Source organism: Sphingobacterium sp. G1-14 (genome assembly GCF_002196555.1).
GTDB lineage: Bacteria > Bacteroidota > Bacteroidia > Sphingobacteriales > Sphingobacteriaceae > Sphingobacterium > Sphingobacterium siyangense.
Genome location: NZ_CP021381.1, coordinates 4,885,814 through 4,910,557, shown reverse-complemented (window position 1 = coordinate 4,910,557; position 24,744 = coordinate 4,885,814). Strand labels below are relative to the sequence as shown.

General features: G+C 41.7%; 20 protein-coding genes. 10 read left to right on the top strand and 10 right to left on the bottom strand.

Annotated features, from left to right (window positions below):
• Positions 1 to 24: 24 nt before the first annotated feature.
• From CBM24_RS21240 to CBM24_RS21225, 4 genes are all read right to left on the bottom strand, one after another.
• Positions 25 to 1,443 (bottom strand): amino acid permease, encoded by a 1,419-nt coding sequence (locus tag CBM24_RS21240; RefSeq protein WP_075993918.1) that lies wholly within the window; start codon positions 1,441 to 1,443, stop codon positions 25 to 27.
• Positions 1,444 to 1,828: 385 nt separating this feature from the next.
• Positions 1,829 to 1,990 (bottom strand): FeoB-associated Cys-rich membrane protein, encoded by a 162-nt coding sequence (locus CBM24_RS21235; protein ID WP_075993917.1) that lies wholly within the window; start codon positions 1,988 to 1,990, stop codon positions 1,829 to 1,831.
• Between the two features lie 6 nt (positions 1,991 to 1,996).
• Positions 1,997 to 4,099 carry a ferrous iron transport protein B gene (feoB, locus tag CBM24_RS21230; protein ID WP_088162631.1) on the bottom strand — a complete coding sequence of 701 codons (2,103 nt, stop codon included), beginning with the start codon at positions 4,097 to 4,099 and terminating at the stop codon, positions 1,997 to 1,999.
• A complete protein-coding gene (locus CBM24_RS21225) occupies positions 4,099 to 4,338 on the bottom strand; it encodes a ferrous iron transport protein A (RefSeq protein WP_046672175.1) in 240 nt (79 codons plus the stop codon). The genes feoB and CBM24_RS21225 overlap by 1 nt, the downstream gene beginning before the upstream one ends.
• 128 nt (positions 4,339 to 4,466) lie before the next feature.
• On the opposite strand from CBM24_RS21225, the gene CBM24_RS21220 reads away from it, so the two are divergent.
• On the top strand, positions 4,467 to 4,916 hold the full coding sequence (locus tag CBM24_RS21220) for a MarR family winged helix-turn-helix transcriptional regulator (RefSeq protein WP_075993915.1): 450 nt from the start codon (positions 4,467 to 4,469) through the stop codon (positions 4,914 to 4,916).
• A gap of 5 nt (positions 4,917 to 4,921) precedes the next feature.
• On the opposite strand, the gene CBM24_RS21215 is transcribed toward CBM24_RS21220, so the two are convergent.
• Both CBM24_RS21215 and CBM24_RS21210 read right to left on the bottom strand, forming a co-directional pair.
• Positions 4,922 to 5,731, bottom strand: coding sequence for a ZIP family metal transporter (locus tag CBM24_RS21215; protein WP_075993914.1), 810 nt, complete (start codon positions 5,729 to 5,731; stop codon positions 4,922 to 4,924).
• A complete protein-coding gene (locus CBM24_RS21210; RefSeq protein WP_075993913.1) occupies positions 5,731 to 6,312 on the bottom strand; it encodes a phosphatase PAP2 family protein in 582 nt (193 codons plus the stop codon). Before CBM24_RS21210 ends, CBM24_RS21215 begins: the two co-directional genes overlap by 1 nt.
• A gap of 200 nt (positions 6,313 to 6,512) precedes the next feature.
• Between CBM24_RS21210 and glmM the strand changes: the two genes are divergently transcribed.
• Positions 6,513 to 7,895 (top strand): phosphoglucosamine mutase, encoded by a 1,383-nt coding sequence (glmM, locus tag CBM24_RS21205; RefSeq protein ID WP_075993912.1) that lies wholly within the window; start codon positions 6,513 to 6,515, stop codon positions 7,893 to 7,895.
• A gap of 88 nt (positions 7,896 to 7,983) precedes the next feature.
• Positions 7,984 to 10,059 carry a Na+/H+ antiporter gene (locus tag CBM24_RS21200; protein WP_145329712.1) on the top strand — a complete coding sequence of 692 codons (2,076 nt, stop codon included), beginning with the start codon at positions 7,984 to 7,986 and terminating at the stop codon, positions 10,057 to 10,059.
• A gap of 124 nt (positions 10,060 to 10,183) precedes the next feature.
• Here the strand turns inward: CBM24_RS21200 and CBM24_RS21195 are convergent, their stop codons facing one another.
• From CBM24_RS21195 to CBM24_RS21180, 4 genes are all read right to left on the bottom strand, one after another.
• The gene (locus tag CBM24_RS21195; protein ID WP_088162630.1) at positions 10,184 to 11,206 is read right to left on the bottom strand and encodes a WD40/YVTN/BNR-like repeat-containing protein; all 1,023 of its coding nucleotides are present in this window, start codon (positions 11,204 to 11,206) and stop codon (positions 10,184 to 10,186) included.
• Between the two features lie 13 nt (positions 11,207 to 11,219).
• The gene (locus CBM24_RS21190; RefSeq protein WP_075993910.1) at positions 11,220 to 11,693 is read right to left on the bottom strand and encodes a hypothetical protein; all 474 of its coding nucleotides are present in this window, start codon (positions 11,691 to 11,693) and stop codon (positions 11,220 to 11,222) included.
• Between the two features lies 1 nt (position 11,694).
• Positions 11,695 to 12,183: a hypothetical protein gene (locus CBM24_RS21185; RefSeq protein WP_232475594.1), complete on the bottom strand. Its 489-nt coding sequence runs from the start codon at positions 12,181 to 12,183 to the stop codon at positions 11,695 to 11,697.
• Between the two features lie 96 nt (positions 12,184 to 12,279).
• On the bottom strand, positions 12,280 to 13,302 hold the full coding sequence (locus tag CBM24_RS21180) for a LacI family DNA-binding transcriptional regulator (RefSeq protein WP_075993908.1): 1,023 nt from the start codon (positions 13,300 to 13,302) through the stop codon (positions 12,280 to 12,282).
• Between the two features lie 120 nt (positions 13,303 to 13,422).
• Between CBM24_RS21180 and CBM24_RS21175 the strand changes: the two genes are divergently transcribed.
• The 7 genes from CBM24_RS21175 (at position 13,423) to CBM24_RS21145 (ending at position 24,725) form a co-directional block, all read left to right on the top strand.
• Complete coding sequence (locus CBM24_RS21175) at positions 13,423 to 14,907, top strand: xylulokinase (RefSeq protein WP_088162629.1); 1,485 nt, start codon at positions 13,423 to 13,425, stop codon at positions 14,905 to 14,907.
• Between the two features lies 1 nt (position 14,908).
• The gene (xylA, locus tag CBM24_RS21170; RefSeq protein WP_075993907.1) at positions 14,909 to 16,237 is read left to right on the top strand and encodes a xylose isomerase; all 1,329 of its coding nucleotides are present in this window, start codon (positions 14,909 to 14,911) and stop codon (positions 16,235 to 16,237) included.
• Between the two features lie 51 nt (positions 16,238 to 16,288).
• The gene (locus CBM24_RS21165; protein ID WP_088162628.1) at positions 16,289 to 17,965 is read left to right on the top strand and encodes a sodium/sugar symporter; all 1,677 of its coding nucleotides are present in this window, start codon (positions 16,289 to 16,291) and stop codon (positions 17,963 to 17,965) included.
• Between the two features lie 121 nt (positions 17,966 to 18,086).
• Positions 18,087 to 20,042 (top strand): gamma-glutamyltransferase family protein, encoded by a 1,956-nt coding sequence (locus CBM24_RS21160; protein ID WP_198385975.1) that lies wholly within the window; start codon positions 18,087 to 18,089, stop codon positions 20,040 to 20,042.
• Positions 20,043 to 20,084: 42 nt separating this feature from the next.
• Positions 20,085 to 20,732 carry a 2'-5' RNA ligase family protein gene (locus tag CBM24_RS21155; protein WP_088162627.1) on the top strand — a complete coding sequence of 216 codons (648 nt, stop codon included), beginning with the start codon at positions 20,085 to 20,087 and terminating at the stop codon, positions 20,730 to 20,732.
• Between the two features lie 84 nt (positions 20,733 to 20,816).
• A complete protein-coding gene (locus CBM24_RS21150; protein WP_088162626.1) occupies positions 20,817 to 22,694 on the top strand; it encodes an Nramp family divalent metal transporter in 1,878 nt (625 codons plus the stop codon).
• Positions 22,695 to 22,814: 120 nt separating this feature from the next.
• Entirely contained in the window at positions 22,815 to 24,725 is a 1,911-nt protein-coding gene (locus tag CBM24_RS21145) for a class II glutamine amidotransferase (protein WP_088162625.1), read from the top strand.
• The last annotated feature ends 19 nt before the right edge of the window (positions 24,726 to 24,744 follow it).

The following is a 24,744-nucleotide window of genomic DNA, read 5'->3' as shown; positions in this document are numbered from 1 at the left end:
TTGATAAGATCGAGGTTCTGTGAACTAAGATTTCTTTCTTTTGATCAAAACATAACTCACATAGAGTAATATAAGCCAAGCGGGGATCAATTCTACCGGAAGTTTCATTCCTGTGATCCACATGATGCCAAGTACAGCGATCAAAAAGATCAGACAGATATAGTTACTTAGGGGATATAGAAAGGATGGGAACTTGGTCCGCAAGTGGGCATCGAGTTTATTTTTTCTGAAATACAAATGTGTAATGGAAATCATGACCCAGTTTATAATCAGTGAAGATACCACAAGCGACATCAAGATCTCCAAGGCATTTTTCGGCGCAATATAGTTGATAAATACACAGATCGCAGCGAAAAGTGCCGAGACCAAAATTGCGTTAATAGGCGCATGATTCTTGTTGAGTTTCGAAAGAAAACGAGGGGCATTCCCCTGTTCTGCCAGTCCATATAGCATTCTGCTGTTGCTGTACACACTGCTATTATATACTGATAATGCGGCGGTAAGAACAATGAGATTTAGCGCATTTGCGATAATTTTTGTGAAATAGAAAGTCTTTCCAAAGAGGGTAAATTCAAATCCATTAAGTTTGTCAAATACCAGTACAAAAGGACTTGTATCGGCGGTGATATTCGTCCACGGTGTCAAAGAGAAAAGAATAATGAGTGCACCTACATAAAAGATCAAGATCCGATAGATCACCTGGTTGGTCGCTTTGGGGATGTTCTTTTCGGGATGTTCGGCTTCTGCAGCAGTAATACCAACCAACTCTAGACCACCGAAAGAAAACATAATCAATGCCATGGCCGAAAGGAGACCTTCAAAATTGCCATCCGATGTTTCGCTAAACCAGCCTTTTGGGAAAAAACCGCCATGTGAAGTCAGGTTGCTGAGACTTGCCTGCTCACCTCCAGTACCGCTTACCAGTAAGTATACACCAAAAACAATCATTGCGATGATCGCAATAACCTTAATGATAGAAAACCAAAATTCCGTCTCGCCATAAATTTTGACAGAGGCAAGATTAAGGGCGTTGATTGCAAAGAAGAAAAATAAACTTGATGCCCATAGGGGTATTTCAGGCCACCAGAACTGCACATAAACGCCTATTGCTGTAAGTTCGGCCATGCTTACCAAGATATACAGGACCCAATAGTTCCAGCCCGAAGCATAACCTGCAAAAGAACCCCAATATTTATTGGCGAAGTAGCTAAAACTTCCTGAAACAGGTTCTTCAACGACCATCTCGCCCAATTGGCGCATAATAAAAAAAGCAATAATTCCAGCGAAAGCATAGCCGAGTATAACTGCCGGCCCAGCTAGTGTGGCAGCCTTTCCGATACCTAGAAATAAGCCTGTACCAATTGCACCACCCAGGGCAATTAATTGAATATGTCTATTTTGAAGTCCTCTTTTTAATTCTTCCTTATTGTTCTGTTTCTCCATGTGTATGGTTAATACGGTTACTAGTCTGTTTTGAACGATCCTTGGCAGGGGAAACCTGTGAAGACTTTACTCCTTACCAGAATCGAATTGGTCAAAATTGCTGCCGCTGTATGATGTGCCGACGAATAACGTGGCTCCCAGTGCATCTTTTGCCCTAAGCGCATAAAGTTAATAAAACACTTAGGTATTTGTGCACATTCTGTTGTGCTTTTAATGTATTTCGTTGTTTTTTTATAAACAATGGCGGGAGCCATGTTTTTGGCTAAGAAATAGAAAGCGCCGTAATTTAGAAATACGGCGCTTTATGAATTAGTAGCTAGTGTGATTTTTGGCCACTCTAGCTAATAACGAAATCTTATTTGCAAATGCTACTCAAAAAGATAAATTAATTTGCTTTTTGTGTTTTTTCTACGCTGCAGTCGCATCCACAGCCTTTCGAGCAGCTAGACTTGCCCTTTAATGATTTTCGGACATTTTTAACGACATACCATACAGCCGCCAAGACGAGAATTCCTACGATGAGATATTGTACTGTTAAATTATCCATAGCTTTTTATTTTAAAAGTTGATAAGCAATTAAGGCACTGAAATAGGCCAAACCTGTCATAAAACCAAGCTGTATTAAAGTCCATTTCCATGAGCCTGTTTCCCTTTTTACTGCCGCAATTGTACTCATACATTGCATAGCAAAAGCATAGAACAGTAATAAGGATACACCGGAAGCTAAATTGTAAGCCGGTAAACCGGTATTCCGGTTAATTTCGCTTTTCATTTTGCCTAATACCGTTGTTTTAGATGCTTCATCTTCGATATCCACTTCATCACCAAGGCTATATACTGTTGCCATTGTGCCCACAAACACTTCACGGGCAGCAAAGGAAGAAATGAGACCTATGCCCATCTTCCAGTCATAGCCCAATGGTTTAACAACAGGTTCAATAGCCATGCCAAGATAACCAAGGAAGGAGTGTTCCAGACGATATGATGAAACTTCATGCTCCAAATCTGCTTCGGACAGGTTGGGGTTATTTTTTGTTACATATTCTTCTGCTTGGCTAAATTTGTCGTTTGGACCAAAACTACCTAATGCCCAGAGTATAACAGAAATGGCTAAAATAATTTTACCTGCGCCGAAGACAAAGCTTGATGCTTTTTCCCAGACATTTAAGGCTACATTTTTCCAATCCGGAGTCTTATAGGTGGGGAGTTCAAAGATGAGAAATGATTTGTGTTTTGATTTGATGACTTTGGTCAGGATAATCGCGGATAGCAAAGCTGCGAATATGCCAAGCAGGTACATCACAAACAATACAATCCCTTGTATTTGAAAGCCTCCTAATTTCGTGTCCGGTATCACCAGTCCGATCAGAACGATATAAATAGGGAGACGTGCTGAGCAGGTCATAAAAGGTGTTACCAGAATAGTGACCAGTCTTTCTTTGCTATTTTCGATGTTACGTGCAGACATGACTGCAGGAACAGCACAGGCCACTCCGGAAATCAATGGAATCACTGATTTTCCATTTAGACCAAAGGGACGCAGCCAGCGGTCCATCAGGAAAACAACACGGCTCATATAGCCCGTTTCTTCCATGATCGAGATAAAGATGTATAAAATAACAATCTGTGGAATGAAGATTACAATCCCGCCAATACCTTTGATAATACCATTGCTGAGCAAATCGGTCAGAGGTCCTGCAGGAAGTGCTGTTTGCGTATAGGCTGCAAGATCACCAAATAAGCCATCGATAAAATCCATGGCTGGTCCAGACCAGGTATAAATTGCCTGGAAGATTAAAAAGAGGATACCAAAGAAGATGACATAACCAAAGATTGGGTGAAGCAGGATGCTATCAATCGTATTGGTTTTGTTTTTATTCGAGGATTCATCCTTTACATAGATTTCAGCAAGGCTGCTATCTAGGGATTTACTGCGCAATATGGCTTCGTCTTTTTGCAGCTTCTCGGCCCGCAATTGATATTTTTCACGGATTTGCTGAATAGCCTGATTTTTTTCCTTCGATAAAAAGGATACTTCGCCTTTGGCCAGGTATTGCCAGGTGTGGTATTCCGTATCTAATGGGAAAAGACGTTTAGTTTCCTCTAATGCTGCATCAGCTTCCGTTGGTAGACTGAATTTGCTGATATACATGGGCGGAACAGCATCAAAGTTTTTGATCAGCTGATCGATACCTTGCCCCGTACGTGCATTGGTTTCGTATACTTTAGTATTTAATAGGTGTTCAAGTTTTTGAACATCGATTGTAATTCCTTTTTCTTTGGCTTCATCAATCATATTGATGACAAAGATGGCCGGCAGACCGAGTTCCCGGGCTTGTTGATAAAGAATAATAGACCGTTTTAGGTTCGTAGGTTCAGCGACGACAACGACGAGGTTTGGTCTGAAACTGCTTTCTTTATTGACTAAAGTGTTGAAAACAACTTCTTCGTCCAATGAACTTGGGAACAGGGTATATGTGCCCGGTAAGTCAATAATACGATAAACTTTGTTGTTGGCTTTAACTTGCCCCTCACGTTTTTCGACCGTAATACCGGGATAATTTCCTACTTTCTGATTTAATTTTGTAATCCGGTTAAATAGAGATGTTTTACCCACATTTGGATTACCCAAAAGTGCAATAATCGGGTTATTCATTATTTCTGATCAATAAGGATGACTTTAGCTTCTGATTTGCGGATAGCAATTAAGGCGTTATTAGCACTAATATTTAGACATATAGGACCGTCCAAAGGTGCGATATGTTTCACCTCTACTTCAGTACCGGGTATAAACCCCAATTCGAAAAATTTAGCTGGAATTTCGTGTGAATCAAAATCTATAATTACCGCTTTTTCCCCTTTTTTTAGCTTATCTAAGCTAGTTCTATTACGCATCTGCCTGTTTTTTTGAATTCTTCAAATATACAGAATTTCTACCATTTAGAATGATTCTAATGTCATAGTTATGTATTTAGTAAAAAACAGCTATCTTTACTATTCAGAACGATTAATTATCAACCAGAATGAAGATTGAGGACGAAATCAAAGTAAGTAAATTCAGCAATGAATGGCATCGTTGTACGGTAAATATTCTTTACACGTACAATTGGATTAACAATGAGCTTGAACAGCGTGCTGCCAAAGAAGGAATCACTTTGAAACAGTTTAATGTCTTGCGCATATTGAGGGGCCAATATCCCAAGCCTGCAACCAATAATCTGATTAAATCAAGAATGTTGAGTACTACACCAGATATTTCGCGTATGATTGATCGCATGGTTTCCAAAGAATTGGTTTCACGTTGTCAATCGGGTGGTGATAAAAGGGCAGTGGATTTGGTTATCACTGAGAAGGGCCTCGAGATTCTTAAGAGTTTAGATGAGGATATGTTGATGAAGGATCTTTTACCCGATCGAATTAGCGAAGAAGAGGCAATGACTTTAAGTGCACTGTTGGATAAACTTCGCGGCTAAAGAAATTAATGCGCATGGTCATGATGTTCATGATCATGCGGTTGTTGATGCTGATCGTGCCCATGATCATGTTCTCCGACAAATAAGAAACTTCCGAGTGCAATAGCAACACCGGCTATCACAGCAATCATTTTCTTTTTATTGAATTTATGATGGTCAATTGAGCCCGATTCAAAAAGTATCGTTGTCGATATGTGCAAGAAGATACCAATAACCACGGCCATGATTTTATCAAAATATTGCTGGATATTGCCTACTTCACCTGCACTGATGGCTTTGCTCAGCAAAAAGCCAAAAGGGGTCATTGCTGCAAATAAAGCTAGTGTAATGAGGATGGTGTTTTTCTTTAAATGCGTGCTTATTAGAATACTTCCCAATGCAAATGCCGCCGGAATGTGGTGGATGGATATGCCTAGTGCAAGTTCAGTCTGATGTGTTGCCGCGAGTGGCATGCCTTCAAGGAAAGCATGAAGACATAGACTGAACATAATACCTATTGGAAAACGATGATTGTGGTGGTCGTGATCATTGTCGGTATGGATATGGCCATGCTCGATCCCTTGGGAGAACTGTTCAAGAAAGAGCTGGAAAAGAAATCCAGCAAGCACATAAATACCCAATACCTCAGGTGAAGTATTGTTAGACTGATAGACATGCGGAATGAGGTGCAGTACCGTAATAGAGAATAAATAGGCTCCACTGAAAGAAAGGATGAGTTTAAGGAAACTGGTTCCTTTCTTTTGTACAAAAAATACAGCAATTCCACTTGCAAATGCAGGTATGAATAAAATTAAAATCAATAAAATTGAATTCATTATACGTGTTCAGTTTTAAAAAAGCTAGGCACAAACCGTTTGAATAAGTAGCCTGTTGCCAATCCAACCAGGATACCTAAGGCTGAACCACAGAGGACATCAAACGGGTAATGGACACCAACATAAATTTGAGAGACTGAAATTAGGGTTGCCCAGGTAATACAAAGCCAAAGCACATGTTTCCATCTTCTCCGGAAAAGTACAATCCAGAAAAAAGCAAGGGAAAAATGATTGGCCGCATGAGAGGAGGTAAAGCTAAAGCCGGAGCCGCATCGCACCCGGATGTTGACATTTTCTTTAAACTCCACGTCGTTACATGGTCTAATCCTTTTTACAGTCTTTTTGATCAAATGAGATGATATACCATCGGAAATTCCGAAGGTAACCAAGGTCATGGCAACAATTAGAATTCCCGTTTTTCCATAGGTCTTTATGAAAAATATGATCAGAAATAAATACAAGGGGGCCCAGGTATATGGATTGCGTAGTATAGGCAATAACCAATCAAACACGGGGTTACTCAAGCCCTGATTAATGGCCAGAAAAATCTCTTGATCGATGTGTACTAATTGTTGAATCATAAATGTTGCTGATGACAATGAAATTCCCAAACTTTAAAAACTCACTTTTCAAAAGTAAAAATAATTTCATTGCAAACGGTTGTTTCTTTTAAAAACAACTTTGTTGCAACAAATATACGTTAAATATTCATTAATTATAATTTTAATTCGATATTTTATTGCCATTGTGCTAAATTTACACGTTAATCAATTCAAAAGAAATGACTTTAATTAAATCAATATCAGGAATTCGAGGTACGATAGGCGGGCGTGCTGGAGAGGCACTTACCCCAATAGATATCGTTAAGTTTACAGCTGCTTATGGCAAAATAATTGTTAAGCAGAGTGGTATCAAAAAAATTGTTGTTGGAAGAGATGCGCGTGTTTCTGGTGAGATGGTAAGTAATTTGGTGATTGGTACCTTGCAAAGCATCGGTGTTAATGTGGTTGATTTAGGTCTTTCAACAACGCCAACGGTAGAGATCGCTGTACCTATGGAAAAAGCTGCTGGTGGTATTATTTTGACTGCTTCACACAATCCAGGTCAATGGAATGCACTAAAGTTACTGAATGCAAAGGGCGAATTTATTTCAGATGCCGAAGGGCAAGAGGTATTGGCCCTTGGTGAATCCTTAGACTTTGATTTTTCCGAAGTTGAAGCATTAGGACAGGTTCATAAAGACTATTCATATTTACAGAAACATGTAGACGCTGTATTAGCGTTGGAATATGTTGATAAGGAAGCTATTAAAGCCGCTAATTTTAAAGTTGCTTTGGATGCCGTAAACAGTACAGGTGGTACATTTATACCTGCCTTATTGGATGCGCTTGGTGTGCAGACAATCTATAAAATCCATTGTGAGCCGAATGGTCAGTTTCCGCATAATCCCGAACCATTAAAAGAGAATTTGACAGATCTATCAGCTGCGGTTATTGAAAACAAAGCTGATTTAGGGATTGCTGTAGATCCAGATGTAGATCGATTGGTCTTTATGATGGAGGATGGTGAGCTATTTGGTGAAGAATATACCTTAGTGGCAGTAGCAGATTATTTATTGCAGCATAAAAAAGGAAATACAGTTTCTAATTTATCTTCTACACGCGCACTGCGTGATGTGACTAAAGCACATGGTGGCGAATATTATGCCGCTGCTGTTGGTGAAGTCAACGTGGTTACAAAGATGAAGGAAGTGGATGCGGTAATTGGCGGAGAAGGAAATGGCGGTGTTATCTATCCTGCATCTCACTATGGCCGTGATGCACTGGTAGGGGTAGCGATCTTCTTGACACATCTGGCTAAACTTGGTAAAAAAGCCTCCGAATACCGCGCCTCTTTACCGCAGTACTTTATGTCAAAAAACAAGATTACACTGACTCCGGAATTGGACATTGACAACTTATTGGCCAAAATGGAGGAAAAATATAAAAATGAAGACCATTCAACAATCGATGGATTGAAAATAGACTTTGAAAATGAATGGGTTCATTTACGTAAATCGAATACCGAACCGATTATTCGGATTTACTCGGAGGGACCTACGCCTGAAGCTGCTGAGCAGATCGCGCAGAAGATTATCCGCGAAATTGAAGAAATAATTAAATAAAGATAAAAAGCTGCCTATGCAGCTTTTTGTTTTAAGACTGATCTCATCGGAAGAGGATTGTCTTAGCTATTACGAAGTTTTATAATGTATGATTAGAAAGATCATTTTAGGTACGTATTGTTTTCTTAGTTTAATTTTATTTGTCTTTCCGACAAGTGCCCAGCAGCCTATGGACGAAATCAATGGGCTACTGGATCGTTGGCACAAAACTTCGGGTGAGGTAAAGTATGGTCCATTTTTGAATGTTATTGCTTCAGATGGAGTTATTTTGGGTACTGATCATGATGAAAGGTGGGATAAAGCCCATGCAGAGAAGTTCAGCGATCAATATTTCAATCCCAAAAATGCCTGGACTTACACCTATGACAAGCGGCATATCAGCTTTAATGCCGATAGCACGACGGCCTGGTTTGATGAAACGTTTAAGATCAATACCAAGTCCTTTCGTGGCGTGGGCGTATTAAGTAAGCAGGATAATGAATGGAAGCTTCGTCAATACAGCATGTCCATGTCGGCACCTTATGCGGATGTGAAAGCGGCCGTAGGTGGAAAGGCAGGTCAGAAAATTCACAGTAACCTGTTATTGGTGATGGTGCTGTTTTTCTTTATGGCCATGTTATTTGTGCTGAGTCAACGCCTCAAGATCTCTTACCCCATTCTGTTGGTTGTTGGCGGACTTGTGATCTCGTTGATCCCCGGGGCACCTGTCATAAGTGTTGATCCTGATATCGTGTTTATGGTATTTTTGCCACCCTTACTTTTTGAAGCAGCCTGGTATACCAATTGGGGGAATTTTCTAAAGTGGCGACGGTCTATTTTTATCATGGGCTTTGGTTTGGTCTTCTTCACATCGCTGGCGATTGCCTACTTTTCGGTCAGTATTATTCCGGGATTTACCTTGGCGCTGGGCTTTTTACTGGGTGGGATTATCTCTCCTCCAGATGCCGTGGCTGCTAGTTCTGTCCTGAAAGGAGTAAGCATTCCTAAACGTGGAATTGCGATATTGGAAGGGGAAAGCCTGGTGAATGATGCAGCCTCATTGACGGTATTTAGATTTGCATCCATTGCGATTCTTACTGGCCAGTTTGTGATGAGCAATGCGACGACGCAGTTTCTGATGTTATCGGTCATGGGTGTTGTCGTTGGTCTGGTCATCGGTCACATCCTCTATATATTCCTACGTTATGTTGCTAAGTCGTCGAGTATTTCAACACCCATAACCCTTATTGCACCTTACCTGATGTATATTGTTGCGGAGCATTTTGAGTGGTCGGGGGTCTTGGCCGTGGTTAGTGGCGGATTGTTTCTTTCCTTCCGGGCAGGGGATTACCTCAACTATCATACACGGATCCAAACCAAAGAAGTGTGGGCGACAGTGGGTTTTCTCTTAAATGGATTTGTCTTTATCCTCATTGGACTTGAACTCCCGGTGATCATCAATGGTTTGGGGGAATACTCCATGGAGGAAGCTATTGATTATGCATTGGCGATTTGTGTAATTGTTATTGTTTTGCGATTAATCGCCGTTTATCTTTCGGCTTTTGTTCCCAGGATATTATTCAAACGGGTCCGCATCAAGGAAAAGAGTCCAGGGTGGAAATTACCCCTGGTCGTTGGTTGGGCCGGTATGCGCGGAGTGGTTTCTTTGGCATCAGCATTAGCAATACCATTGACTTTATATGATGGAACGGCCTTCCCACACCGAAATCTGATTTTGTTCATTACATTTGTGGTGATTTTAGTGACGCTTGTTTTTCAGGGGCTTACATTGCCTTTGTTGATTAAATTGATAAAAATTGAAGAGGTCGATGAGCAAGCTTCAATGGAGGAGCAAATCGATGAGATTCGGGTACGTCTTGGTAAAGAATCTATTGCGTATCTGGATAAACATTACGCAAAGGAAATGCTGGAGCATGAGACAATTGCCCGTGTTAAAGAGCAGATCATCCGGAGTGTAAATGCATCCGAACGAGCGAAAGAGGAGGATACACGTGCGCAGCTTTCTGCAGTAAGGGGGCTCTATAATAAAATTATGTTGGAACTTTTGGCGCTACGTCGTGACGGCCTGTACAAGATCAAGGAAAGCAAGGCCTTTGACAGTGATGTTATTAAAGAGATCGAGTATTCCCTGGATTTGGAAGAATCGCGTTTGTCGCGCAAGTAGTTGTTTATAAGTGAGTAAATCTCAGTTTTTTTGCACTGCGAAACCTAGCTCCAGTGTTGCAAAAAATAGTGCGCCGTTGTTGTAAGAAATAGCGTGTAGAGGTGCAAAAAATAGCGAATTTAGCTTATAATGCTAAATTCGCTATTTTTCCTTTATCACCCACTAAAAATATCGCTTGGCCTTTTTTTGCCTTTTGTACGGCATTGAAGCTTTCCTTTCCGATAGGCGTCCAGTTTTTTCCGCCGTCATTAGAGAGGTCTGTACCCGAGGTTCCCGTGCTGATCAGCTGTTTTTTTGAAAGGTAAATAACGGCCGACTTAAAGCCATCGGGAGCTGTTTCTGCCGCAAACCATGTTTTACCGCCATCGTTGGTTAACAGGCTATTTTTGTCTTTGTTTTTATCCTCTTTGTAATCGCCACCGACTACAATACCAGTTTTCGACGAGTAAAATGCAACGGAAAAAGGACCGGTGCTATTTTTCCCCTGAATGATGGGGCAGCTGTAACGTTGCCATGTGTCCCCCTGATCTTTGCTGCTGTAGATATTGGCTGCTGTTCCACCGGTGGCAATCCAGTATGTCCCTTTATTATCGCAGTAGATGGAGGTTCCACTGGCCGCAAAACCGGCCTCTCCTTCAGTAATTGTAAAGTGCATATTCGCGGATATATCTTTCCAGGACCTTCCGAAATCGATGCTTTTTAATAGTGGCATTTTCCCCTGAATGGCGTCGCCAAAGGCAATACCGATCCCTTTTGGTGTAAAAGCAAAACCGTCATAAAATATTTCGGGCCGCTTATCTATGAATACTTCTTTCCAGCTTCGACCGCCGTCATGGGTACTTAAGATGATGGCCGGGGAACCTGCCGAAATAATTAAGGCTTCGTTCTCATCAAATGCTTCGATATCCCTAAAATCTGTTTTTTCGTAGCCAATTGGATTTACCCACTGCCAGTTTTTTCCAGCATCGGTGCTGAGCCCGACGGTACCATTGCTTCCGCTTACCCATACAGTTGTATCATCGACTACACTTAGGCCTCTGTAGCTGCTGTTGCGTTCTTGATTTACGATGTTGATTTTTGCTTGTTGAGCACTCAGCTGGCTCAATAAGAAGGTTTGGATAATAAAGACCAGAAATAAAGGTTTCATGTGGTTATGCTTTTTATTTAAACAAATCTACTCGTCTTTTTGAAATTTTTCCCTGTTTTTTTAAGATTGTTTTGCGGAGCTGAAGAAATCCAACGGTCATTTTCCGTGGTGATTTAAAATAAGGAATGCTCAGTACGACCAACAGCGCGATGCAGGCGGAAGTGCCGAGGGCTCCGCCATAACCAGTAAAAAATTTACTGGTATTGAGCAGTATTGTCGTGAAAATAGCGCCAGCTAGAGCCAAACCGAAATAGGTTGATAACTGGTTTTTGGAGACCATGCCTATAAATGACGCGCCTATAAAAATAGGGGGAATGTACTGTGCGAGATGAGGAGGAACACTTTGTGGGAAGAAATGTAGAAAACCTGCAACAAGTAAGGTCAGCAATGCCGATGAACGCACTGCCCCTTGGTGAAACTTGGTGTTGACATAGTATGTCGCCGTGCTCCCGATGATGCCAACTAGGTATAAAATGAATGTTTCCATATTACTTAAAAATATATAAAAGGAGGTAAGTCAGTGAAACACCAAGAAAGGCCAATGTGCCTAGTTTACCGCCGACACCATTTAATAAACTTTTCGATACAATCAGAAAGATCGCTGTAAAAATACTCGCTGCTAAAATAAAAGAGAACCCATGAGCCACTTGCGCATTGGACATTCCTACAAATGCGCCGCAATAAATTGCTGCTGGAAGGTGGGGCAGATAAGTCGAATTTTTGTTGATATTTGGAATGAAAGAGGCTATGGTACCTGTCAGCGCTGCCCCCAATACAGGACCCAAACCGAAGATCTGATTGAAATAGTAGGATGAAATCGCACCTATAGGTACCCAAATAGCAATTTTAATCGATTCATATTCATGCCTGTGATGATGAATGGGCGATTTAAGGTAACTGTATAAGATCAGTAAGGACAATAGGCCAATAAAAGCCAATACAATATAAGAATGTGTATTTTCTACAAAGATGGCCACTAAAAAAAGGGCCTGAATGACGAATAATAAGCAGATGCTTATTATCCTAAATTTCTGCCGGGCTTGCATTTAAACAAATTTAGGCAAAGGTACTGATTATTTGTCTATTCTATTGGTAGATTTTCTTTTTATCAATATGGGATCAAGAACAATCTGTTCGATGGCATCGTACGGATTTTTTTGTTTGACCATTTTCAGAAAGAGTTTTGCACATTCTTCCCCCATTTTGTTGGCCTGTTGATCAATACTTGACAGTGTAGGGCTAATAAAGGAAGAAAAGGTCTGGTTTGCAAAACCGATCACTCCTGTTGCTGGAATGGCAATATTTGCAGTTTTTAATGCCTGAATAATCCCGACAGCTGTAAAGTCATCACCACCAATAAAGGCGTCCGGTTGGATTGCAGATTTTAGAATCTGTTTAGTTCCTTTGATGCCGGCTTCAATGGATAAGTCGCCGCGAATGATAAAGTCTTCCCGTGGGGAAATCTGCGCATCTTTTAAGGCCGCTTCGAAACCATGGAAACGATCCTGGAAAATAGCGATTTCTTTGTCCGTTGTGATAAAGGCAATATTTTTGTAGCCCTGTTCGAGCAGGTGCTGTGTTGCAAGGTAGCCGGCTCTAAAATCGTCAAGTTTGACCACAGGAGCAGGAATATCTTTATGGGTACGGTCAAAAATAACCAGGCATTTGCGCTGATTGATCACTTCCTGAAAATGCTGGGTTTCTTGCGTCTCCAGCGACAACGAAGCAATGATGCCGTCTACCTGAGCTTCAAGTAAGGTCTTCACGCCATTGACTTCATCTTCAAACGATTCATTCGATTGATAAAGCAATAGGCTGTAGTTGTGTTTTTTTAACTCTTTTTCAATGCTATGTACGGCTTCTGCAAAAAAATGAATTTGCATGGTAGGAACAATGACACCGATGGTATTGGACTTGCCCGAGGAAAGAGAAGAGGCCAACTTATTGACGCTGTAATTCAATTCCTTTGCTTTGTCGAGCACCAGCTTTCGTGTCGCCTCGCTGATCGTAGGCACATTATTCAATGCGCGCGATACGGTAGAGACTGTCACTCCAAGCGCACGGGCTATATCATAAATTGTCGTTTTTTTATTCACGCTCCAAAGTAAATAATTTTATTTAATATTTTGATAATTCAGAAACATACCCTACTTTTATGCAACCGGTTGCAATATTAGGCCGATGTTGTTTTTTATAACCAATTTGAATTGATTACCATGTATTTATTAGGTATAGACGTAGGTACTTCTTCTGTAAAAGTTTCGATTGTCGAGGCATCTTCACAACGTAAGGTTTGCTCGGTGCAATATCCGGATGTAGAAGCTCCCATAATTACTTTGGAGCCCAATTGGGCAGAACAGAACCCGCTCGATTGGTGGGACTACTTTAAACAGGCTCTGTTGAAGGCAAACGGGCTGGGCCTGTATGACCCCAAAGCAATTTCGGCCATTGGCATTGCATACCAGATGCACGGCTTAGTTGTGGTCGATAAAGATCAGCATGTGCTGCGAAATGCCATTATCTGGTGCGACAGCAGGGCTGTTGAATTGGGAAATATCGCTTTTGAAGAAATCGGAAGGTCTTTTAATCTGAGTCATCATCTGAATTCCCCGGGTAATTTCACAGCGTCAAAGTTGGCCTGGGTAAAAGCAAACGAGCCGGAAATTTATGAAAAAATAGATAAGATCATGTTGCCGGGGGATTTCATCGCCATGAAACTTTCGGGGCAGGTGACGACTTCCATTTCAGCCCTATCTGAGGGGATATTCTGGGATTTCAAGGATAATGTATTGTCGCGTACGATTATGGATTATTATGGCTTTGATGATCATCTTATTCCTGAGATCTTACCTGTGTTTTCAACGCATGGTCAAATTAAAGCCGCTGTTGCTGAAGAACTTGGGCTTTCTGGTACAGTGACCATCAATTATAAAGCCGGCGACCAGCCTAACAATGCACTTTCGCTGAATGTCCTTCAACCTGGTGAAGTTGCTGCGACCGCAGGTACTTCCGGTGTGATCTATGGCGTCAGCGACAAGCTGATCGCCGACCGCGAATCGCGTGTAAATACATTTGCTCATGTGAATTATCAGGAGAATGATATCCGTACAGGTGTACTGCTCTGTATCAATGGAACAGGCATTATGAATAGCTGGGGTAGACGTTTGTTGGGACGCGATTTGTCTTACGAACAGATTAACGCCCAGGCTGGCGCATCTCCTATCGGTAGCAAAGGATTGCAGGTTATCCCATTTGGCAACGGTGCCGAGCGGATGCTCAACAATCAAACGGTTGGAGCTTCAATTTCAGCGATAGATTTGAATAGGCATGAGACAAGCGATATACTGCGTGCTATACAGGAAGGGATTGCATATGCTTTTCGCTATGGTTTGGATATCATGCGCGAAAATAATCTGCATCCAAATATGATTCGTGCAGGTTATGCAAATTTATTCTTGAGCGCTGTTTTCAGGGAGTCATTTGTGGGAGCCACTGACGTTCCAGTTGAAATCTTTAATCATGATGGCAGTATTGGAGCCGCTCTTGGAGCAGGTATAGGAAGTGGGTATTATGCAGATTCTACAGAAGCTTTTCGGTCTTTGAAACCTGTGTATACAGTGGAACCTCAATTTGTAGCGCAATATGAGGAGCATTATCAGCAATGGAAGGAATTATTAAACAAACAAATAAATAGTAAATAAGATGAATATTATCAAAGGGAAAAAAGAATTTTTTAAAGGCGTTGGCCAAATTCAATTCGAAGGAAAGGACAGTACAAATCCATTGGCTTTCCGTTATTATAATCCAAAACAAATTGTTGGCGGCAAAACCATGGAAGAGTACTTTAAATTTGCCTGTTCGTACTGGCATTCTTTCAATGGTAACGGATCTGATCCATTTGGCGGACCGACACATCAATTTCCATGGGATGAAAGCAACGATGTAATCACAAGGGCAAAAGATAAAATGGATGCGGCATTCGAATTTATCAGTAAAATAAATATACCCTACTATTGCTTCCATGATGTGGACTTAGTTGATTATTCGGATAATGTGGTTGAAAATGAAAAACGTCTGTCGACTATCGTTGATTATGCGAAGGAAAAACAACAGGAAAGCGGTATAAAATTGCTTTGGGGAACAGCCAATCTTTTTAGCCATAAACGCTACATGAATGGAGCAGCAACTAATCCAGATTTTCATGTTCTTGCACATGGTGGCGCACAGGTCAAGGCAGCCTTGGACGCAACGATTGCTCTTGGTGGTGAAAATTATGTGTTCTGGGGTGGTAGAGAGGGGTATATGAGCCTTTTAAATACCAATATGAAGCGTGAGCAGGAACATCTTGCCCAGTTTTTACACATGGCCAAGGATTATGCCCGCAAAAATGGTTTTAAAGGAACTTTCTTTATAGAGCCGAAACCATGTGAGCCTACAAAACATCAATACGATTATGATGCGGCTACCGTGCTGGGCTTCCTGCGCCAGTATAATCTTTTGGAAGATTTTAAATTAAATTTAGAGGTAAACCATGCGACATTGGCCGGACATACGTTCCAGCATGAGCTACAGGTTGCTGTAGATGCAGGTAAATTGGGCTCCATTGATGCTAACCGCGGTGATTATCAAAATGGATGGGATACAGATCAATTTCCGAATGATATCAATGAATTGACCGAAGCCATGTTGATTATTTTAGAAGGTGGTGGATTCCAAGGTGGAGGTGTGAATTTTGATGCCAAAATCCGTCGGAACTCGACAGATCCTGAAGATTTGTTTTATGCACATATCGGTGGTATGGATCTTTTTGCGCGCGCGCTTATTACGGCAGATCGTATCTTGCAAGACTCGGATTACAAAAAAATACGGGCCGATCGTTATGCTTCTTTTGATACAGGCCATGGTGCGTCATTTGAAGAACGGACATTGACCCTGGAGAACTTAAGGGATTTAGCAGTGGAATTAGGTGAGCCGAAAACGATTAGTGGTAAACAGGAGTATTTAGAAAATTTGGTCAATAGATATATATAGTTCTAAAAATATTTCTATATTAGGCGATCAAATTAAACCAATTACCAATACATGAATAATTATTTAAGCACAAAAGATTACATCGTTTTCCTGGTATACTTTGTTATTGTAGCAGGTTACGGATTATGGGTGTATTATCGCAAAAAATCTGAATCTGTAGGTTCCAAAGACTATTTTTTGGCTGAGGGGTCATTGACTTGGTGGGCTATCGGAGCTTCACTTATTGCGTCCAATATTTCGGCCGAGCAATTTATCGGTATGAGCGGTTCCGGATTTAAGATGGGATTGGCTATTGCGACTTACGAGTGGATGGCTGCCATTACACTGATTGTCGTTGCGGTATTTTTTATCCCGGTATACTTAAAGAACAAGATCTTTACGATGCCACAGTTTCTCCATAAACGATATAATGGGACTGTTGCGATGATCATGGCCGTTTTCTGGTTATTGTTGTATGTTGTCGTTAATTTGACATCCATCCTCTATTTGGGAGCCATTGCGGTAAGTAGTATTTCCGGTATCAGTCTGGATGCCTGTATGTATGCCATTGCGATTTTTGCTGTGATCATTACATTGGGAGGAATGAAAGTAATCGGTTATACGGATATTATTCAGGTTTTCTTTTTGGTATTGGGTGGTTTGGCTACCACTTACCTAGCCTTGAATCTCGTTTCAGAGCACTATGGTGGCTCAGGAGTATTGGAAGGCTATCACTTGATGACCGAAAAAGCTTCCGACCACTTCCATATGATTTTGGATCGTAAAAATGAGAACTATCTCGATTTACCGGGGTTAACTGTGTTGATTGGCGGTATGTGGATCGTTAATTTGAATTACTGGGGGTGTAATCAATACATCACGCAACGCGCGCTTGGAGCAGATTTGAAAACCGCGAGAAACGGTATCTTGTTTGCAGCATTTCTGAAGTTATTAATGCCTATCATTGTTGTGTTGCCGGGTATTGCAGCCTATGTAATGTGGAAAGATGGCTTGTTCCAAAATGAAATGATGCAACATGGTGAGGTAAACCCTGACCACGCTTATCCAGTTTTGTTGAATTTATTGCCAGCAGGTTTAAAAGGCTTGTCTTTTGCAGCACTAACAGCTGCAGTGGTCGCTTCTTTGGCAGGTAAAGCAAACAGTATCGCTACAATCTTCTCCTTGGATATTTATAAAAAAGTATTCAATACAGAAGCATCGGACAAGAAATTGGTCAATATCGGCAAGCTAACTGTTGTGGTTGCCATGATTTTGGGTGTGCTGATTGCTCCACATTTGGGTATTGATAAAAAAGGTGGATTCCAATATATTCAAGAATATACGGGTTTTGTATCTCCAGGTATTTTTGCGATGTTCATTTTAGGATTCTTCTGGAAGAAAGCAACTTCAAATGCAGCTTTGTTTGCAACAATTGGTGGTTTTATTTTCTCCATCATCTTCAAGAAATTGCCGGATTGGGTCGATCTGTCATTCTTGTCATCGACAGGTTTCTCCGTTCCAAATCCAACAACAGGAGTCTACGAAATTCCATTTTTGGATAGAATGGGATTCGTCTTCATCATCTGTATTATCGGTATGATTCTCATCAGTATAGTCGACAATAAGCGCGGTGTCGTGCCAGCTGGATTGGAAGTTGATACCACGATGTTTAAACCACACCGGGCGTTTTTGGTCATTGCATTGATCGTAGCGCTATTGGTTACAGCATTATATTCTATTTATTGGTAAACCAATAGCAAATAAGATTTTAAAAACTCCTATCAATCTCGGTTGATGGGAGTTTTTTGTTTGTTTTAAAAATACCTATCTTGGTTTTACTAAAACCATTGCTTAACGAAAGATTGCTGCTATGAAAAGAAGATCCCCCTTGCTACTGATGACGCTGTTTGGATTGCTCACTACCTGTACGCCGATGCTGAGTTCCGCTCAGCGTACACAGAAACCACCTTTACATGGAAAACATTGGATGGCTATTACGGGCAAACCCTTGGCGGCAACAGCGGGTGCCCAGCTATTCCAACAAGGGGGAAATGCGGTGGACGCTGCTTGTGCAATGCTCGCAGCAACCTGTACGATGTGGGATGTACTGAGTTGGGGCGGAGAGACGCAGGCCTTAATTTATCATCCGAAACTAAAGAAGGTCATTGCGATAAATGCCTTGGGGGTAGCACCCAGTGGAGCGACAGTCGATTTTTTTAGATCAAAGGGCTACGAATTTCCACCAGAATATGGTCCCCTTGCTGCTGTCACACCGGGTACACCCGGCGGTTTGTGCTATATGTTGGCTCATTATGGAACGAAAAGTCTAGCAGAAGTATTAGCTCCTGCTCTTGAAATGGCTGCAGGGTACCCGATTGATGCGCAAACTGCAACGAGTATTGAACGTGGCAAAGAGCGCATTAAAGAATGGCCATACAGTAAAAAGGTGTTTTTAGTACATGATGGTAAATCCTGGGAAGCTCCCGAAGCCGGAGAGGTTTTTGTACAGCAGGATCTGCATAAGACCCTATCCAAATTGATAGAAGCCGAAAAGCAGGCTCTTGCAGCGGGTAAAGATCGAAAGGCTGCAATCATGGCTGCTTATGATCGGTTTTACACCGGCGATATTGCAGATGAATTTGTCCGTGGCAGTAAGGAGCAAGGAGGCTTAATCACGAAAGCAGACCTAGCCAATTGGAAACCTATTGAGGAGGAACCATTGCATGTCAATTATAAGGGCGTTGACGTGTATAAATTACAAGAATGGACACAGGGACCGGCCATGCTACAGAGTTTGCAGTTGTTGAAAAACTTTGATCTAAAGGCAATGGGTTATAATTCGGCTCCCTATATCCATACACTCTATCAGGTTATGAACTTGGCCTTTGCCGATCGGGATTTTTATTACGGTGATCCCTACGGTAAACCTAAGACACCAATTCAAGGCCTTTTGAATGAGTCCTATGCTAAGACTAGGGCCGCAACCATTGATCTTAAGCAAAATAACCCGAATGTACTTCCCGGAGACCCTTATCCCTACGAAGGTAAGCAGAATCCGTATCTTTCGTTACTGGAGCAGCGTAAGAAAGAGTTTACGCCACATACGGAGCTGAAAAATGATTTTGTCCCTAAACATGACGCACGCTCAAGTTCGTCGCGAACGGAATTGCCAAAAACAGCTCTTTTGGCATCTTTAACGGTGGATAGTGCTTATGTCGACCGTTTATTGCGGGGAACCACAAGCGTTGAAGCTGCGGATGAAGAAGGTTGGGTCGTTTCGATCACACCAAGTGGTGGTTGGCTCCCTGCCTGTATTGCCGGGAATACCGGGGTGGGCATGAGCCAACGTTTGCAGAGTTTTGTCTTAGATTCGTTGATTAACCCGTTCAATGTGGTCGAGCCGGGCAAAAGACCGCGTGTAACACTCACCCCTTCGATGGCGTTGAAAAACGGAAAACCTTACCTTTCTTTTGCTGTGCAGGGAGGAGATACACAGGATCAAAACCTATTGCAGTTTTTCTTGAATATGGTCGAGTTTGGTATGACGCCACAACAAGCCAGCGAAGCGGCCAATATCAACAGTAACCAGCTTTGGTTATCGCTGGGAGGAACGAAGACCGACGATCGAAAACCGCGCTCAGGTAGCCTTCTATTGGATAAAAATACAGCACCAGCAATTATCGAACAATTAAAGAAAATGGGGTATAGCATACAGCTCGGTGATCGTACCAGTGGACCTATAAATGCTATTTATTTCGACCAGCAGCACCATACACTTTGGGGTGGCAGCAGCAACAATGGGGAGGACTATGGCATCGGGTGGTAGTGTCTCATTAGCTTGCTGCTGGGTTTTGGTTTTGTTATCTCCATGGTATTTGTTATCTTACCTACTGATCGGAAACTGATTTTTGTTATGGAGGGTAGTGTCAATAAATATTCGTTTGTTTTTCAGCCTGATGAAGCTGGTATTGTCTTGGTAGATGGCCTGAAGCGGCGATTACGTGCATCGTTAGCCGAACTGTTTCCCGACAAAAACAAAGGCTGGTATCCCAGTTGCAATTCCAAAGCCCATGTAACGATATGTGCTTTTGAAGCAGATGGGAGTAAACTGACAATGGCTATTGAGGCTTTGCAGGAGACTTTGGTCTATGAGCGGAGTCAGTATGTTTATTTTGATCATTTTTCATCATTCGCCGGTGGTGCGTACTATATTGCACCGACTGTACATGCCCGGAGTTATCTCAAGGACCGGGCGCGAAAGGTTGTTCAAACTTTAGCGGAGTTTGATTTGATCGAGATTAGCGACGAACCCCATATTTCGATTGGACGACGTCTGGAACCAGAACAGCTTGAAATTGCAAAAGAACAGTTGCGGTCTGTCGACCTGAGCTTTATGTGCAAGGGCGTTCATGTGCGGCAGTTTAAACCTGATTTAGGGCAGTACGAGATCGTCGATTTCATCCAATTTGGCAACCAATCAAAGGAAAATTCTGGCCAGCTGGCATTTAAATTCTAATAATGTCGCAGTTTAATTGCCTAATAATGTAAAGCTTTTTATCTTTAAGGCCGACAATAGACGATATTGCACTTATAGTACTTTATGCATTACGACGAATCTCATCATAAATCCCTATCTGATATCCATGAAAGTGTAGATGTCAATCAAGGGAAATCCAAATTTAAGAAGATACTTAGTTTCTTTGGTCCGGCTTATCTCATTAGTGTGGGGTATATGGATCCAGGTAACTGGGCTACCGATCTTGCTGGAGGAAGCCAATTTGGCTATACCCTGATTTGGGTGCTGTTGATGAGTAATATCATGGCGCTAGTACTACAGAATCTATGTGCCCGTTTAGGTATTGTACGAGGTAAAGACCTTGCGCAGTGTAACAGGGAAACCTATCCTAAACGGATGAATTTTGTGCTCTATGTACTTGCTGAAATTGCAATTGCAGCCTGCGACCTGGCGGAGGTTTTGGGTATGGCAATCGGTCTTAACCTCCTTTTCGGCATTGATCTGCTCTGGGGGGTAATGATCAGTTTTGCAGATACTTTCTTATTGCTCTATCTTCAGAAGCTAGGGATGCGGAAAATGGAACTTTTTATCATTGGCCTGATTGCGCTTATCGGCATGTGTTTCATGGTAGAAATGTTTTTGGCGAAACCGGATTTTGCCGAGGTGGCCACTGGATTTATACCCAGTATCCCGAATAGTGCCGCACTATATATTGCCATAGGCATTATAGGCGCGACCGTCATGCCGCATAATCTATATTTGCACTCGGCTCTTGTACAGACACGGAAGATTGACCGGAATGAGGTTTCTATTCGAAAATCGCTCAAGTATAACTTTTGGGATAGTGCCATTGCCTTGAACCTGGCCTTTTTGGTAAATGCCGCGATATTGATTCTTGCAGCCTCTGTTTTTCACAAAAACGGTATGCATGACGTTGCCGAACTTGAAGATGCTTATCACCTATTGGGTAACCTTCTTGGAACGGAATGGGCCTCAAAATTATTTGCTGTTGCCTTGATTCTTGCCGGGCAGAGCTCAACGGTGACGGGAACCCTAGCCGGTCAGATTGTGATGGAGGGATACCTTCGATTGCGGATTAGTCCGACTTTGCGAAGGATTATAACCCGGCTTTTGGCGATTATCCCGGCTGTATTGGTGATACTTATTTCGGGTGAAGGTCGCGTTGGACAGCTGCTGATCTTTAGTCAGGTAATCTTGAGTATGCAGCTCGCTTTTGCTGTCATCCCGTTGATCCATTTTGTGAGCGATAAAGTCAAGATGGGTTCTTTTGCCATTAAACCGCTAACAAAAATTGCGGCATGGCTGATAGCGGCCATTATCGCTGTTTTGAATTTTAAATTGGTCTATGACGAAGTGGTCGGCTGGATTGGTGAAGCCGATAATATTGTGGTAACGGTATTATTGGTGATGGGCGCTGTGGGTTTGTTTGCCTTATTGATGGTGACCGTATTATACCCCATTTTACTCAAATCGAAACCAACGGAGCTGGAGGTTCACCCACCATTTGAGGCATTGCATTTTGAACATAAGGGCTCTTTTAAGAAAGTTGTGATCGCGTTGGATTTCTCAAATTCAGATCAGAAAGTAATCCAATATGCTTTACAGCTGTCGCATGACGATACGACCTTTGTCGTTGTACATATTGTTGAGAGTGCATCGGTGAAATATACCGGGGATTCGACGGATGATTACGAATCGCGTCAGGATTTGGAACGACTGAAATTGTATGCTGATTTTCTATTGTCGCAAGGACATCAAACAGCATATGAACTGGGATACAATAACCGGATCAAGAGTATTGCCGAAGTATGTGAAAAATACGGCGCCGATCTACTGGTTGTTGGAAGCCATGGGCACAGTGGTGTGAAGGATTTTGTTTTCGGTGAGACAGTTAACAAGCTGCGCCATGCGGTGAAAGTCCCTGTTTTTATCGCCCAATAGGCCTTAAGGAGCTATTCAAAAGAGCCTCTGTCTATTCACTGTAATTTTATTGCTGAAAAAGTGAGCGGGGCGATCGCTAAGTGCTAAATAATTCTTACTTTTGCGACATCAAATCAAGATATGAGCGACGCTATTAAACACGAGTGCGGAATCGCACTAATTCGCCTGTTAAAACCCTTATCTTATTATCAGGAAAAATATGGTACGCCATTTTATGGCATCAACAAATTGTACCTATTAATGGAAAAACAGCACAACCGTGGACAAGACGGGGCTGGAATTGCAACCATTAAATTTGATGTTAAACCTGGAAATCGTTACATTTCGCGTTACAGAGCAATGGGCTCAACTGCTGTGGCAGACATATTCGAATATGTACAGAAAAAATTTGCTTCTGTTCAGAAAGCATTTCCAGAAGAGTCAAAAGATACGCAATGGTTAAAAGATAACGTAAGTTTTACGGGAGAAGTACTTTTAGGACATTTGCGCTATGGAACGCATGGAAAGAACAGTATCGAAAGCTGTCACCCATTTTTAAGACAAAACAATTGGATGTCTCGTAATTTGGTGGTAGCGGGTAACTTCAACATGACCAATGTGGATGAATTGTTGCAACAATTATATGAGTTGGGACAACATCCAAAGGAAAAAGCAGATACCGTAACCGTTTTGGAAAAAATTGGCCATTTCTTAGATGATGAGAACCAGGATCTTTTCGATCAATTCAAAAAAGAAGGTCATTCTAATATTGAGATCAGCTCGCTGATTGCTAAAAATATTGATGTTACCAAAATATTGAAGCGTTCGGCCAAAACTTGGGATGGCGGTTACACCATCGCAGGTATCTTTGGTCACGGTGATGCTTTTGTTATGCGCGACCCAGCGGGTATCCGTCCGGCGTTTTATTATCAGGATGAGGAGATCCTGGTTGTAGCATCGGAAAGACCGGTTATTCAAACTGCATTCAATATTCCAATTGGTGCTGTGAAGGAAATTAAGCCAGGCCATGCCCTGATCGCTAAAAAAGATGGTACAGTATCCCAAGAGATGTTTAGACAGCCCGTAGAACAACGTTCTTGTTCTTTCGAACGGATTTACTTCTCACGTGGATCGGATGCTGATATCTATCAAGAACGTAAAGAATTAGGAAGATTACTGGTACCTCAGGTATTGGAATCTGTTAAAAATAACATCAAAAATACCGTATTCTCGTTTATTCCAAATACAGCTGAAGTATCTTACTATGGCCTAATGGATGGTATCAATGCCTACGTTCGGGATTTTCAAAAAGATACTTTATTGAATCGTTCAGAAAAAATTTCTGATGAAGAATTGGATGAAATCTTGAGTATTAAACCTCGTTTTGAAAAACTCAACGTGAAGGACGCTAAACTGCGTACGTTCATTACGCAAGATGCGGACCGTACAGACATGGTACAGCACGTATACGATACAACTTACGGTATTGTAAAAGATCACGAAGATACGATTGTTGCCATTGATGACTCGATTGTAAGGGGAACAACATTGAAACAAAGTATTTTAACGATCCTGGATCGTTTGAATCCGAAAAAAATCGTGATTGTTTCATCTGCGCCTCAGATTCGTTACCCAGATTGTTATGGTATCGATATGTCACGTATGGGTGAATTTGTCGCATTCGAAGCCGCAATTAATCTCCTAAAACAACGTGGTATGGCACATATTATCGATGAAGTTTATCAAAAATGTGTATTATCAATGACTCAGGACGTTAATGATATCGATAATTATGTCAAAGCGATCTATGCACCTTTTACTGATGAAGAGATTTCGGAAGAAATTGCTCGTATCGTAAGACCTCACCACCTGAAAGCAGAGCTTGAAGTAATTTACCAAACTTTGGATAATTTACACAAAGCTTGTCCAGACCATAAGGGTGATTGGTATTTCTCCGGTGATTACCCAACACCTGGTGGAAACAAGGTTGTCAATAAAGCTTATATGAACTGGATTGAAGGAAAGAATGTAAGAGCATATTTCAGCAGCTAAGTTCAAAATTATAATAGGA